Consider the following 15,574-nt stretch of genomic DNA (forward strand, 5'->3'; position numbering starts at 1 on the left):
ACGTTCGGCGCGGACGAGTACCGCGTGAGCGGTGTCCGGAAGGTCGGCGTCGTGCGGATCGCGGGGCACACGGTGTGGCTCAAGCCGAAGACGCCGGTGCGGCGGCTGTTCGCGATGCTCGGGTACGCGCGGGCCGGGAGCGCGATCTGGACCGAGGACGACTTCGGGTTCGAGGAGGACGACGAGCTGGTGCCGGCGTTGGCGCATGCGTTCGTGCGGCAGGCCTCGCGGGCACTCGCCGGAGGGCCGCTGCGCGGGTACGTCACGCGTGAGGACGCGCTGCCGCTCGTGCGCGGGCGGTGGCGGATTGGCGACCAGCTGACGCGGCGGGGTGGGCAGCCGCTGCCGGTCGAGGTGTCGTTCGACGATTACGTGGAGGACATCGCGGAGAACCAGGTGCTGTTGACGGCTGCGACGCGGTTGTTGCGGCTGCCGGGTGTGCCGGTTGATGTTCTCGGGGCGCTGCGGCGGATCGTGAGGGTGCTCGACGGGGTGTCATTCATCCCGGTCGGAGCTCCCGTGCCCGTCGTGCGTGCGGATCGGCGGAACGCGCGGTACTCGTCGGCGCTGGCGTTGGCGTCGCTCGCGTTGTCTGGTTCTTCGGTCGAGCAGCGCGCGGGGTCGGTCGTCGCGTCAGGGTTCCTCGTCGACATGTGGTCGGTGTTCGAAGACTTCGTGTCGGCTGCGCTGCGAGAGGCGTTCAAGCCGTACGGGGGAGAGCTGGTGTCGCAGTACGCGTCGACGCTCGATGTCGAAGGGACGGTGAAGATCGCGCCGGACCTCGTGTGGGTCGTCGATGGGGTGGTGCGGGCGTGCATCGACGTGAAGTACAAGGTCGAAAAGCACGGGCAGTACCCGAACGCTGATCTTTACCAGATGGCGGCGTACTGCCAGAGGTTCGGGTTGGACGTCGGCCATCTCGTCTACGCGGCCGGTGACACGGACCCACGTCGGGTGGTTGTCATCGACGGCCCCGAGGTACAGCAGCATGCGCTCGACCTCGACGAACCGGTCAACCACATCTCCGCTCAGCTGTCGTCGCTCTTCGAGTGGAAGGCACGACTCTCCTGATCAGGACTGCGTCGGACGCTCCTGAATCAGCGCAGTGACGGCTCGGGAGAGGCGCTGGTCGTCGTCGGCAAGCCCCGCCAGGACTTCGTCGAGCGTCACCTGCGTCTGCACGATGCGATCGATCCCTGCCCCGGCCTCCCGCGTGACGAACACCCTCGAGTAGTCAGGTGTGCTCAAAGGCTCCGGAGCTCGCTCGTTCTGCGTCGCGGCGGTCGGGCCGAACTCCAAGAAGATCGTCGGCTCACCTTCCGGTGTGGCGAGTGTCGAACACCACTCCCATTGTCCTTGGTAGTTCGCGGAGACAGACAGGATCGCATCATCACGGAGCACTTCGTTGACCTGACGACGAATCACGCGATCGGCGTACTGGCGCAGAGACCGCTTCACCAAGCCGAGGGTCCGCCGGCTGTCCTCGAACTGCCGCTGGGCATGCAGGGCGATCTGCGCCGCGAACTCCTCCGCGACTGACACGATGGGGCGTCGCCCGTACCGATCGGACTCTCCGGTCTCACACATGGTCTTGATGAATTCCAACTGTTCCTGCACCGTCATCGCCTGCGGTCCCTCCACGAATTGATCGATGAGCTCGTTGATGAACACGTCCTGCCGGGGGTTTTCACTCCGCCACCGGCGATCCGCGTTGAGATGGGCTCGGAGATCGTCGAGAACCTCCGAGTAGGGGATGACGGCGGCGTCCTCCCAGCCCATCATCAAGCGTTGGTGTTCCCGACGTGCGCACAGCATCACGACGACGCTCCGTCGCCCGTTTGCACTGCCGTAGGCGAGGTAGCCCTCGTAGTCGTGCCCGTGGCCGTCCGACGTCTCGAAGTTCTCGATCATGACTGCCGTGTCGTCACGCAGCAGGACGATGTCGGCGATGTCCTTGCCAGGCTCGGCAGCCATCGTCGTGTCCACCTCCTGCAGCACGCGGAATCCGGAGAGCGGCAGCTGATCACCGAAGGGGCGCGCTGTGTTGATGCGTGAGAGCAAGATGCCTTGGAACAGGTCTCCGAGGTGATGTGTCGCATCCGCACGCAGGAGCCACGCGAAGACGTTCGACAACTGCTTCTCGTGGGTACCGTGGTGCATCACCCGGAACACGTTGAACTGTTCGGCCAGACTCCTCGACATCGTCGGCACGAGCCCAGTCACCATGCGCGTCAAAGCATCTTCGTCAAGAGCCACAGCGACTCCGTCACCGCGCCAGTAGCGAAGAAGGTGCTCCTTGCCAGCTGACGATCAGCTCGTCGCGAGCGCGGCTGGCCGCGACGTACAGCAGCGATCGCTCGCGGAGCTCGGCGTCGGCCCGCTCCTCAGGGGCAGCATGCTGTAGGGCTAGCTTGTTCGGGACGACACCTTCCGACACGTCGAACAGGACAACCCGGGAGAATTCGAGGCCCTTTGCGCTGTGCATCGTCATCACCCGCACTTTGCCGCGTGCGGACTTCTCCGTCGCGGGCACATCGCGCGTGGCGAGCTGCTGAACCACCGTCTCGGTCGCGGTCTTCGTCCGGACGAGCACGGCGATCGACTCGGGGTCGCCCGACTTCGCTGTCCATTCCTCGATCTGTGCCGCGAGCGCGTCGTACTGCGCCGCAGGCGTCTGGTGTCCGCGAACCTGCACCTCGGGCCCGAGCCGCGCGGATCGGTACCCGTGCTCGTCCTGCACGCCGCCCTCACTGTCCGTGAACTCGCCACCTTCGAGCACACCGAGCGCGTACCGCAGATTCTGCTGCGTCGTCCTGTAATTCAAGGTCAGGCGGCGCGACCTCCCCACGATCTTGATGCCCAGACGCGACAACACGACGCGTTGCCCATAGATCCGTTGGTGCGAGTCCTCGGCGACGAAGAGGTCGTTGCCGTGCTCCCCGACCAGAGCGCGGAGCATCGCCCAGTGGCTCGGCGTCAGGTCCTGGGCTTCATCGACGAGGACGTGATCTGCAGGCCGTTCCTCGGGGTGCGCATTGAGGTACGCAGCCGCCACGGACGAGAGCTCCGCCCACGAGAGCCGGCGATGGGCTCGTGCGTTGCGCCGGAACTGCTCGACGACGGACCACACCTGCGCTCGCTTCGTCCGGTCAAGCGCCACCCCGCGGCCGGGACGTCGGGCAGCGAAGTAGTCCGCTCGTGACGTCACTCCATTGGGCAGGATGATCTGGAGGTACTCGCTCTCCAAGAAGGCGGGCGACTGCAGCTCACCGGGCAGGTCGGGCTTGGCGTCGAACAGGGCTTCGTCCCACCCAGTGGCATTCGAGACCAGGGAAGCCGAACGCTCGGCGTCCCAACCGATGGCCTCGATCGACGCCCGTTCCCACCGAGTTGGCTCCGCGGCGTCCCGGACCGAGTGAGCGAGCTGGTCGATTCCCGCGGTGAGGACACCGGTCTCGCCGAGCTGCGCTGCGCGCGGGAGCTGCGGATCGAGCCGTCGCAAGTCACGGTCGAGCATCCCGGCCAGAGTTCGGGTGAAGGTGGTGAGCACCACCCGTGCCTTGTCGTCCCGAGCGAGCTCACGGGCCCGGTGAAGGAGGACAACGGTCTTGCCGGTACCCGCCCCGCCAGTGAGTCGGAACGGCCCCTTGTACGCGCGCGTCGAATAAGCGCGTTGTTCAGGGTGCAGGAAGACCCGCCACGCTCCGAAATCACCACCTTCGATGACCCGCCGTAGTTCTTCGTCGTCCTCAACGAACGTGAACTGCATCTGCGACGCAGGGCGCGTGAGCGACACGAAGAGCTTCGAGGCCTCGGCCTCATCCGTGGTGACACCGGACACTACCCCGACGAGATGCTCGTCAGTTGCCGGGCGGGCCTCGTCTGCTTCCGGAGCGCCGAGGCCAAGTGACGTCTTGATCCCCTCGATCGAGTCACCGACAGCGAGGCCGAGTGCCGCGTTCTGCTGCCACTGGTTGGGCAGCGACTCGGCGAACGCCAGGAGTGCGTCCTCGGCTTGGATCGCGAGGAGACGTTCCGCGGTCTCAACGTCGAAGCCGAGTGAGCTCGTCAAGTCGTCGATCGTGTACCTGAACGGTTCGAGGAACGACTGCGGCGAAGCCGTCGACTGCTTCTGCGCAGTCCACGCATCTTGTGGTGCCGGCACTACGGGCGCCGGCGCAGCGATCAGTTCTGTGACGCCGTTGACCGGGTTCACCCGAAGGATCTGCGACTTGGCGATCTTGATGGCTTCGTCGTGCTCGTAGACACCTGCGCACACGTATGTGGTCGGTCCAGACGGTACTTCGATCTTGTAGAGCACAGCCCTGAGACTCTGATCGACACGACCGGTGCGAGCGCGCTGGTCCGCTGCATTCACCATCGGCTCGATGTGCAGCCCGGGCAGAGTGTCGTCGGTCTGTAGTTTCGCCATGAAGGCAAACAGCTTCAACTGGACGACCTTCTCGAGCTTCTGCTGCATGTTCGCCATGACGAGCAAAGGCATGTCAGGAGTCCTTCTGGTTGCGGGATAGTCGGAGGAGCGAGGGCGCGTCCGACGTCGACACGAGCGACCAACCATCGCCGAGCAGTTCGTCTCGGTCTGCGTCGGTCAACCCTGCGTCGAGTGCGATGAGTTCCCCCGGCCAGGCCACTGGGACCGGGAGCCCACTAGTCGTCTCGTGACCGAGAACGGGAACGGCAACGCCGAGCTCGGCGAGCTGTCCGAGGATCGATGCCTCTTCTGGCTCAGCCAGCGCGATCAACTCCTTCCACTCCGACGAGAGATCATCACGCGTCTCCTCAGGAGCCGGAGTTGCATGGGCCACCGGAACGACAGCAGCGGCGCTGGCCGTCGTGATGGTCACTGGTTCCGCCAGGCGGGCACCGAGCAGGTTCGACAGTCGGAGCCACCGCTGCCAAGCCTCCCGGAAGCCGGGCGCGGTCAGTGCTTCAGGGCCGTCGTCGAGCACGAGCGCTGTTTCGGGAGGCGTCGTGCCCTTCACGCCGACGGGACGCCGCGCGAGCATCGCGAGATGCGCAGAGCGGAGCGTCCATGACGTCGGACCGGCCGTGAGTGAGCCGGCGCTGTCGAGCGCAAGCACGATCGCCTGCTCCACGATCGAGCCGGATTCGGTGACCATCCGGCCGCGCGGTATCGCGAGGATCGGGAGCGCATCTGCAAGACGCTCCGTTCGCGCAGCGGCTTCTTCAGGGTTCTGGATCCAACCCATCAACATCGTGACGGGGTTCTCCTCGAGCATCTTCACGTCTGCCGGGGTGAGCTGGAACGGCCCGGCGAACTTCAACGAGGAGCTGGGGTCGAAGACGTTCAGATCGGGCTCCGCTTCGCCGTCCCGCAGGCGGCGCAGGTCGTCCCATGTCAGCGCAACGACGCGGTAGCCGAGATCGCGCAGACCCTGGCGCTTCATCGCGTCGTCCGCGAGTCGAAGATTCGCCGGTGATGCGTGGTAGGCAAACCCGTCCGTGTAGATCGCGACCGGCGGAACATGAGCTCCCGATGCCTCGAGCACGAAGTCCGGTCGAGTGCCTCCAACGAGCTGCTGCGGTCGCAACGACCACGTCCGGTGCTGTCCCGGAAGCGTGACTTGGATCGTCGAACCCCACTCGCCCGGGATCTCCTTGAGGCTCGCGCCGAGGGCGGTCACGCGCTCTTTGAAGACCTTTCTGAACCACTGCTCGAGGTGTGACTCCGGGTCTTGGACGCCAGGATCGATCTCAGTTGTCGACCAGTCCGACGCGGCGCCGTCACGGAACTGCAGGAGCACCTGGAGATTGTGCAGCGCACTCGTACGCGACACGCTGCCCACGTCACCACCAGGAGCGAAGGGCAGCAGGCACTTGTCGCACGCTGCTCGGACGGGGTCAGTGGCGCAGTCACAGCGCTCGAGTGCGGCGAGGGCCCGCTCGAAGACCTCGCGGATGCGCGACGGGTCCGCAAGGTCGGCGAGGTAGCCGGTCCCACCGGGGACGGTGTCGTGGATCAGCAGCGCGAGGTTGTTGACTTCCTCGCCCGGAACGGGTTCGGCCATGGTGCTGATGTGAAGGTGGTCCGGGTCACCACCGATCACCTCGCGCAGACCGAGCTGGATCGCGGCGGACAGGCTCGGCATGGACAACGCGTCACCGACGGTCATCGACGGGGGGACACGCAGCACGATCGCCTGCGTCGTGAGCGTCCGCGTGAGCGCGATCGTGTCGGTGTGCTCGGACCGGTCCTTCCGGTAGCGGCACCAGACGCGGTGTTCCCACGTGTTGTTCGTGTCGCCTTCGCGGTCGAGCTTCCCGCAGCCCTTGCACAGACGGAACAGTGGTGAAGCGTGCTCTGCGCCGGCGATGAACCGCGTCGCCCCGAGGCCTGCCCGACCGAGGTTCACCCAGCGCAAGGTCAACGCACGCGCGAACTTGCAGCCGAATCCGACCTCGTCGACGTACCACTGCGCCGAGATTGTGGCCTCGTCGAGGTCGGCGGCGAGCTGGACCGTGAAGCGAACCCGCTCGCGGTCCTCGCTGGAGTCGCTGATGCTCGACTCGTCGCGACGGACCTCCGCCGAGACGTGTTCGATCTCGACGACGCGCAGTCGCTGGTCCACGTCCGCGATGGCGGTACTCGAACACCGCGGACACGTCGCGACGGCACCTTCGTCCAGGTCTTGGGCGAAACCGCAGTCTGGGCAGAAAGCCATGGTCCGGACGCGTTCGCCGTCGGTCCCGAGGTCGACGGCATCGATGGTCACGTCGAGCCCCTGCGCGTAGAAGTGTGCGCCGGGGGCGAATTCGCTGATCGCCCGGCTGCGTCCTCGCTCGTAGCTCCGCTGCTCTTCCGCGAACTCACCGGACTCCGGGTCGACCCAGGTGAGCCCGACGTCCAGCTGGACCCGGTCGTCGAGCAGCGTGTAGTTCGGGAGCACTCCGTACCGCTCGAGGGCCGCGACCCAGAACTCAGTCCGTCGCTGCCCGGCCTGCTTCTTCGCCAAGCGCAGCGAGGCCCGAGCCGCGTTGTGGGCCGACACGTCCTCGCTCTCCTTCGTCAGCTCCGCCATGCGCTTGAGCTCCGGTAACGACTCCTCGATCGCCTTCGTCCGGATCCGGAGCCGCTCGAGTTCCTGGTTCCAGTGCAGGCTCGCGTCGAGCAACGTCCGAGCGAGCTGACTCGACCGAGCCTCCGACCCGACGGGCCGGGCCCAGTCGGACAACCCGCCGGCCACTTCCTGGTTCAGCGAGTCGAAGGCGCCGGTGAAGCGTGCCAGGTGCTGGTCCACGTGCCGCTCGGCAATTGTGATGACCAGGTCGAGGAACGAGCCTGGTTCGGCGTCGTTCAAGACCTTCGGCGCGTACTGGATCTCTGGCAACGATCCGTCCGCGGCGAGCTGGTCGATGACGAAGGCGGTGTACTGACGCTGCAGGATCTCGACCGCGTTCAGGTAGGTCGCAGGGGGCCGGACGGCTCCGTTGATGACCGACGACGGATCGCCGATCTTCGGGAGCTGGTCACCGCGTCCGAGGACGAACGCGAGGATGAGAGCGTTTCCCGTCAGCCGGCCGGCGCGACCGACCCGCTGGAGGTAGGACGACACGGTGCGGGGGAGCCCAGCGAGGAACACGGTCGAGAGGTCCCCGATGTCGATGCCCATCTCGAGAGTCGGTGTCGCGACGAGCACGTTCGGGGCGTCCGGCTTCGCATCGCTGTTCTTGAACTGGGTCTCGTAGTCGAGCCGCAGCTTGTCCGCGAGCAGACTCGTGTGCTCGCGAGCGACGACCCGGCGCATCTGCCCCTTGTCGTACTGGTCGCGGTAGAAGTTCTCCGGCTTCGCGTCCTTGCGCAGGAGCGTTCCCGGGCATCGCGCCGTGGTGCACGGGCCACCAGCGAGCTGATCGGCGGTGATGTGAGCGGACGGCGTCTCGGTCTCGCACGTGTTGCACACGAGTGTCTGGCCGACTCCGGCTCCTGAGACCGGTCCGATGATGATGCTGCTCGGCGCCAGGCCGTAGGCGCGGGTATCACCGCCTGCGATCGGTCTCGACGTCACGATCCCTTCGCGGTCGAGCGTCTCGAAGAGCCGTCGAGCGAGCTTTTCACCCGCAGACGGGACGACGCCGAGGCAGCGAGCGGTCCACCGTGCGTACCAGCTCTGCGAGGAGGTGACCGTGTCGAGCGCTGATTCGCGTGCGCCGGTCGTCTTCTTGCCCACCCGCGCGAACGCTGGTGCTTCCCGACCCCGCGGGAATGCGGGCATGCCCTCCTGCCGTGGTCGGCCGCCCCACACCCAGTGGCGGTTGCCGTCGTTCTCGACGTACTTGTTCAGCCACGGGTGGTCGATCGCGCCCCGTTCCCGAAGCCGTTCGAGGATGCCGCGCACCCATCGGACCACCGAAGCTGCGTCGAGCAGCCCGTCACCGGCGTCGTTCAGTGACCACTCGACTTCAAGACCTTCGACGGCAACACGACCAACCGCCTCCAGTCGCGTTGCCGGCCCCGCTTCGACGTGCGCAGCCAGGCTGCCGGTCTCTTCGAGAGTCCGCCCGACCCGCGACTCGAGACCGAACTCAAGTGCGAGGTCGAAGGCGAGCCGTCGCTGGACGCGCTTCTTGACGACCGCCGACGCTGCCTTGTCCGAGTCCCAGAACGCGCGGAAGCCCTCGCGCTCAGCGAGGTCTGGCGGGAGGAGCCGGTACCGCTCGCTCGGCGTCTGGGCAGATGCCATCATCGCCGCCGGGATGTCATCGAGCGTCGTCTCCTCCGCGACGGCCTGTCGCACGGCATTGCGCAGGTTGAAGACGCGCGCCCGACTCTGGATGAAGCCGGCTCGGTGCGCGGCGTCCTGCACGCTGTCGGTGAAGACCAGCGCCTTCTTCTCGCCGTCGTCGAGGTGCCGATCGCCGAACAGGGTCGTGACGACGGTCGACAACTGCGTGGCGATCGCCGATCCAAGGAATCGGATGCCGTTCGTCTTGCCGCAGTTTGGGCAGACGTCGTCGCGCGACTCTTCGTCCGCGTCGTTGCCCGTCAGGGTGAGGACCGGCACGGCGATGCCCTCGTCGTCCGCGCTCGGGCGCTCGCTGGTGATCTGTCGGTCGGCGACGCGGAACCACCACGGGCCGGTGGTCAGGCCGTCGTCGTCACTCGCCCCAGCGAGGGCCAGTTCCCCTTCGCGGGGGGCGTGGATGAGCGCCCGGAACCGGCTCTTCGACTGCTTGTTGGCGTGGTTCCGACGGATGTTCGCATCCGTCTGTGCCAGGTCCCAACCAGTCGGCGCCAGCTCGACGCCCCAGCCGCTGCGACCGCAGTGCCGGCAGTAGAGCGCAGGGAAGGCTGGTGCGATCTCGGCGGCGGTGTCTCCGGCCCCGACATCGGTGCGCAGCTCCCCATCGTCGGCCCAGCGGAACTCCGGCAGCGACTGCGCTGCCCGGTCGACGCGCGTGAGCGCGCGGACCCAGAGATGGAGATCGACCGACACGGACCGGCGTCCGAACTCCTTACGGAGGTGGCTGAGCGCGGCGAGCACCATCACGATCGTGGTTCGGCGAGCGTCGTCACGGTCTGCGGGCCGCTCGCCGGCGACGAGTTCGTCGGGGAACAGCGTCCGTGCGAGCTCTGCGAGGGACGTTGCCTGCTCACTCGCGGTCACAAGCGCGCGGACGAAGGGATGAGCCAGCATGAGCGCGAACTCGAGCTCGAGTCGGTCTGCTTCGTCGGTCGCCGAAGCAAGCGCGGCTTCGTAGCGCTCCTGCCCGTCCTCGTCCTCCATCGCGACGTAGAACAACTCGAGCACCGCGGCCGTGATCTCCTCCGGGCTGCGGCGTTGCCCACCGAGTCGCGCCTGGAGCTGCGCGGCGCGTGCGTCGATCACCGGAACCGGTGCCAAGTGCAGCTTCTCGATCGACTCGATGGACTCACGAGCCCACTCGTCCACGGACAGCCGCGTCTCAGTGACGACGCTCGACGCATCGAATCCTCCGCCGAACACCGTGTTCGCGAACGCGACCATCGCGCTCGGGTCGCCGCCGTCGCCGAGCGTCGCCGACGTCGCGACCGGCGTCACGATTCCGAGCGGTCGCTGTCGCGCGGCCTCCTCGAAGGCGTCCTCGCCCCACCGTCCCTTGAGGGCGAGGCCGAGCCGCCGTAGCAGCATGGCCACGTCCGTTCCCTGAGCGCCGTCGTACGTGTGGAACTCGTCCAGGACCAGGTACTGGAGGCTCGTGGCGCTCTGGTCCCACAGGGTCGCGTCCGACGGACGCAGCAGGAGCTGGTCCAGCATCTTGTAGTTGGTGAGCAGGACGTCCGGCGCTTGTTCCCGCATCGCGGGGCGCGAAGTGATGAGCCCGTCCTTCGTCACGGTTGATCGCTGCGGGCCCTCCTCGCCGACGTAGAGCGCTGCGCGGATTCCACCGAGCGCCGGGTCGGTCATGATCAGGTCGGTGATGCGTCGCGCCTGGTCGTTGGCCAGCGCGTTCATCGGGTAGAGGATGAGCGCCTTGATCCCCTCGACGCCCTGGCGCTTCGCGCGGAGGACGTGGTCGAGGATCGGGTAGAGGAACGCCTCGGTCTTGCCCGAACCGGTCCCGGTCGTGACCAGCGTCGGCTGCGGGCCGTCGTGCTCGGGCGTCTGCAAACTCGAGAGCCGGGCGATCGCTTCCGCCTGGTGCCCGTACGGAGCAATCGGGGGAGTCCACTCGAGCGCTGTCTCCCAGCCGGGATCCGCTGCGCGGAACGGCAGACGAAGCCGGACGTACGGCCCCCGGAAGATCCCGTCCTCCGGGTCCTGCAGGAACTGCTGCAACGTCGTCTGAGCTTCGGGCTCCGACAGCGCGAACGTCGTCGTCAGGAAGTCGACAAGCCCCTTCGTGATCTCGCCGGCCTGCACGGAGGGGAGGAGCTCGCTCATGCCTCTCCCTTCAAGAGCTGTTCGAAGTGGGCGTACGCCTGGCGCATGTCCGCCTCGCGATCGAGCGTCCGGAACGGTAACTCGTACGTGTACGTGTTCCCAGACGCGTTCGTCGCGGTCCGTTCTCCTTCGCTGATTGCATCCTGCTTCTGTCGCCACACCTTCAGCACCTCGTTCGGCACCAGGCGGCCGTTCGCGTCGTAGAAGTACACGTTACGGTCGTACCCGTACAACACGGCAAACTGTGTCCGATAGATGGTGCACAGCTCGTCAGCGGTCAAGCCGAGAGACAGAGCGACGAGAGCATCGATCTCGACGAGTGCCTGTCGCCGGTCCGCAGCCCGCCGTAGGGGGACGCTCACCGTCCAGTCATCTGACTTACTTGCCAGCAGGACGGTGGAACGAGGGGAGGCCCAGTTGTCGGTCTGCCACACATCTTCAAATGCTCGTAGCCAGAGCGCGGAGTAAGCACTCGTCACACACTCCAAACGGGCTACTCGGTGACGGATAAGGCTCGCAAGCTCGCCTTGTGCCAGGGGCAGTCGGGCTAAGCTCCCGGCTCGAATGTCGCCCTTGGGGACCGCCCTTGTCGCCGCGTCGGACACGAGGCTTGAGAGTGACCCTGCCGCCAAAAGGAGATCTGATGCGCTCTCGGTGGCCGCGGAATAGATGCCATCGACGTGTGCCGAACCGGGAGGAATGATGGCTGGAATCAATGTGCGCTCGCCGGTATTCGCCGCCATCCTTCGCCATGCCACTCGGTAGAAGCCGCGGGCCGGACGCTTCTCGGCGCCCCAACGGGTGTACGCGGAGTCGTAGGCAGCGCGGTCGCCGGCTGGCTTGTACGCGGTGACGGGCATCGCGTCCGGGGCGAGCGTCTCGAGGTCGATCGGAGACCAGTCCTGGTTGTGGAGCATCGTCTGGTTCGGCGACTTGTAGAACGGGTTGCCTACGAAGATGTGCGGGCCCTGCAGAATTACTTCATCCCAGGACGCGACCGGCCCCCAGGACTTATTGAAAAAGCCGCGTTTGAAGTCGGTTGTCTCGTTCCAGCCGCCGGAGAACTCAAGTTGGAGGTCTCCGATGCGCTTGCTCTTCGAGAGCTTGTCGAGCACCGCGGCGGTCGAACGGTTCACCGCATAGACCATCCGCGACTGACGCACCGGAACCGACTCGTCCTCGAGGACCGCGTGCCACGTTGCGAGCGTTGCCTCCGTCACTGTCTGGATTCGGGACTGATGGGGTCGCACGTCCCAGTTCCCCTCCGGGTCTTTCAAGCCTGGCTCTTGCCCGCTCGACTCGACGACGAGCGATCGCGTCACGACAGCGGGGTGATAGATGTAAGTCGCCATCAAGAAGGTGACATACCCGCGCCGTGAGGAGTAAACGTGGACCCCGAATGAGGCCTTATCGTCTATGTCGAAAAGAATCTTCTCATTGAGGAAGTGCCAGTGACGGCGTATGCGTCCGTAGGTCTCAGTGCGCAGCTTCCCGGCCTTTTCATCCGTGAAGTGGGTCTCAGGATGGATGAGCCCGATCGATCCTGATCCGTTGCTGTGGCTCCACGTCTGCGCCATAAAGCAGCGGTAGAGGTCCGGCCGTAGCCCGTCGAGCAGAGGGTATTCCGTCCGTGCTGAAACCGCGGATCTCGTCGCCACGATGGTCGTCAGGCTGTCTAGGAATTCGCCCCGGAAGCTGGCGACTGTGAGCGCTTCCGATTTCCGCTGTTCAGCCTCGGCTGTCGAAGGTTTTGCAGTGAGCGCCCACCATGCATCGCCTTCCGCGAGCATGGCAGCCTCATTCCAATCTGGCTTCACCCACGGCGGATTTCCCACCTGCAGATCGAATCCGCCGCGCTCGAAGACGCTGGCGAATTCGAGTTCCCAGTGGAAGAAGCCCTGCTGCTCGGCGATCCGCTGCGATGCCGCAAGCCATGGGTGGTCTCGAATGACGTCGACGACGTGGCGCGCGCTCGCAAAGTCGAGGTCGTCGCGCTCCTCGTCGTTCAGCGCCTCCCAGCCAGACTGCGATGAGCCGAACGTGACTTGCCCCTGAGCGACCGCCTTCGGCTTTGCGACCGTCTGCTCTCCAAGCAGCTCTCGGAGGGTCGCGATCCACTCGTCGAGCGTCGGCGGGGTCGCACCATCGGTGAGCGTATTCGTGAGCGGCCAGAACCACATCGCACACCACGCGTCCATCACGCGGCGGAGTCGCTGGTACGCGCCGTCCGGATCATTCAGAGTCCGTTCGATCTCCTCGCGAGAGACGCCGGGCTTCCGCTCGGAGTCCGGTCGGTCGCGGCCCCACAGCGGGATGTCGCGGCGGATGTCCTGCTCGGCGATCGTCAGTCGACGCCTCGCGAGGTCCCACAGCGTTTCGACTCGGTAGGCGAGCGCGATGAGCTGGTCGATCTGCTTCGAGGTCGGCTTCGCCAGGATCCCGCGTCGCCATATCTTCAACGCCGCGAGCGCTTCCGGCGCCAGTTCCTTCGCTTCCTTCGCGTCGACCGCGCTGCCCCAGCCCTCGGCGGGGAGGAGGAAGTGGTGCACGGCGCCGGCGGTCGACGCGCGGAGCTTGCCTTCGGCGAGCTCCGTTTCGTTGAGGAGCGGAACGTCCCGCGGCACCTGCTTGAGCCATGCCTTGCTCAAGATCGACGACTTGTCGTACACCGCGCGGCGGGCTCCGATCAGCGAGTTGCCGCGACGGAGGTGCAGGCCGAACCACGGAGCTTCGAGGCCGTCCGACATGGTGTCGAGCCAGAGCGTGATCTCGGCGAACTCGACGGCGGTCGCATTGAGGTCGACGCCGTAGACCTGATGGAGCGCGATCGCCGCCTTGATCTTCTGCAGTTGGCGCGGCCGGTCGTCCGGGTCGACGCGTTCACCGAGCTCTTCTTCGCGCCGCTTGAGGTACTGCTCCGCGAGCTGGCGGACCGCCTCGATCGCGAACGCTCCCGAGCCGAGCGCGGGTTCGCAGACCGTCAGGGAGAGGATGTCCTCCGCGCTCGTTCGCTGACCGTCCTGGTCCAGCAGCTCCTCGAGCGCCTGCGACACCGTGAACTGTGTCAGGACCTCGGGCGTGTAGTACGACGCGGACTGCTGACGCTCACGACCAGCAAGTCGGTAGACGAACGAGCCCGCGGGGTGGCGCACCCGCTTCGGTTGGCCCGTCATCGGGTCCTCCCGTGTCACGAAGTGGTGTGACTCGATGCCGCTCTCACGTCGGATGGGGACGACCCACGAGCCCTTCGACGGATCTCCGTTCGGCGCCACCTCGAACAGGTCTTCCTCGGCGAAGAAGCCCGTGTAGGACATGAGGCCCTCGTAGACCGCACCGAGCTGGTTGATCCCGAGATCGGCGTAGCTGATGTAGCCCCGGTCCCTGCCCTTCGACTCCTTGCTCAGGAGCAGCCGCCGGAGCACCTGCTGCAGATTCTGGTCACTGAGACCGACCTCGCCGATCAGAGCGATCGCCTCCGGCCTGAAGAGGTCTGCACGCAGGCTCTCGAACTGGAGACCCGGCTCGGCTCCGTCGTCATCCGTCGCCTCGGGAACGTGGCCGCGATCCACAAGGCGGAACAGCACGTCCAGCGACTGGTAGAGGTGCGTGGCACGCTCACCTTGCGGGCTCTCGATCACGACGAGCGCGAGTTCGCGGAGTCGGTCGAGGCTGTAGCCGTTCTCGTACTCTGGCGCGTTGACCGGGAGGACGCCGAGCTGAGGGGATGCCTCGGCGTAGAGCAGGAACAGGATCCGGTAGAGGAACCGCAGCGATTGCTTGGCCAGCGGCTGTGCCTGGTCCTTCGGCAGGGGCTCGAGCCCGCGCTGCAGACGGCGCTGCACGACATCGTTCGCGATGATCTCGATCGACTCGCGGACGCCCTCGCGGAGGTCCTCCGAGACGCCTACCGTGTGCTTGACCGCGTCTTCGAGCGTCGAGGTCCACCACACATCGCCGTCGCCGTCTGGGGCGAGTGACGCAGCTTCGACGCACGTCAGCACACGATCGATCTCACCGCCGCGTTTCGCGTCGTTCCGCTCGCACACGAGCTGCATGTCGAGCGCGAGATAGCGGCCCTCGTACCAACGATCGCGTTCGGCTACCAGGAGCCAGCGGCCGGCGAAGACGAGAGCGAACTTCGCAGTCCCCTCGAACAGGACCGAAAGCGCACGGACGACCGAGGTCAGCGGCTTCGGGTCGTCGTCGTCCGGCGTCCACGCGGACAGCAGCGTCTCGCCGTCCTTGGTGAGAAGGTCCTCCAATTGCGCGACTGGCTTGGCGTCGATGAGAGCCAGCGGCGCTGCGTCTTCGAGTCCGTGGATGGCCACGTGGCGGACCGGACCTGCTTCGTCGAGGTTGAAGACGCCCTGGACGTACCCGAGGACGGACCGCAGGTGCGTCGACAGGGCGTGGAGAGCCTCCTGGCCGTCAGCCGCATCATCGACGCCCTCCGGATTCACGGTGGCGAGGAGGTCCATCAGCTCGGCACGTTTCGCGGTGAAGCGAGAGCGCGTCGACGTGCGTCCCTCTGCGTCGTCGGCGTCCCAGGCTGCCCGACGCTCGAGCACCCGGCTCTGGAAGGACTGCGACTTCGCGTCGGTGGTGAGGTAGTGCTCGCTGATCCAGTCTTCGCCGACGACGATCGCTTCCGAGGTCAGGTTTCCCACGCG

At 66.2% G+C, this 15,574-nt stretch carries 5 protein-coding genes; 1 reads left to right on the forward strand and 4 read right to left on the reverse strand.

What is annotated here, in order from left to right:
• Positions 1–51 precede the first annotated feature (51 nt).
• Positions 52–1,071 (forward strand): McrC family protein, encoded by a 1,020-nt coding sequence (locus DEJ13_RS06315; protein WP_258374080.1) that lies wholly within the window; start codon positions 52–54, stop codon positions 1,069–1,071.
• On the opposite strand, the gene DEJ13_RS06320 is transcribed toward DEJ13_RS06315, so the two are convergent.
• Genes DEJ13_RS06320 through DEJ13_RS06335 form a run of 4 tightly spaced genes read right to left on the reverse strand, consistent with a single transcriptional unit; the run spans position 1,072 to position 15,571 of the window.
• Positions 1,072–2,256, reverse strand: a complete 1,185-nt coding sequence (locus DEJ13_RS06320) for a PD-(D/E)XK nuclease family protein (protein WP_258374070.1) — start codon at positions 2,254–2,256, stop codon at positions 1,072–1,074. It lies immediately after the preceding gene.
• A gap of 10 nt (positions 2,257–2,266) precedes the next feature.
• A complete protein-coding gene (locus DEJ13_RS06325) occupies positions 2,267–4,504 on the reverse strand; it encodes a 3'-5' exonuclease (RefSeq protein ID WP_111106684.1) in 2,238 nt (745 codons plus the stop codon).
• Position 4,505: 1 nt separating this feature from the next.
• Positions 4,506–10,904 (reverse strand): DEAD/DEAH box helicase, encoded by a 6,399-nt coding sequence (locus DEJ13_RS06330; protein ID WP_111106685.1) that lies wholly within the window; start codon positions 10,902–10,904, stop codon positions 4,506–4,508.
• A complete protein-coding gene (locus DEJ13_RS06335; protein ID WP_258374071.1) occupies positions 10,901–15,571 on the reverse strand; it encodes an Eco57I restriction-modification methylase domain-containing protein in 4,671 nt (1,556 codons plus the stop codon). Before DEJ13_RS06335 ends, DEJ13_RS06330 begins: the two co-directional genes overlap by 4 nt.
• Positions 15,572–15,574: the final 3 nt, after the last annotated feature.

Origin of the sequence: Curtobacterium sp. MCLR17_007 (assembly GCF_003234655.2) — a bacterium.
Lineage (GTDB): Bacteria > Actinomycetota > Actinomycetes > Actinomycetales > Microbacteriaceae > Curtobacterium.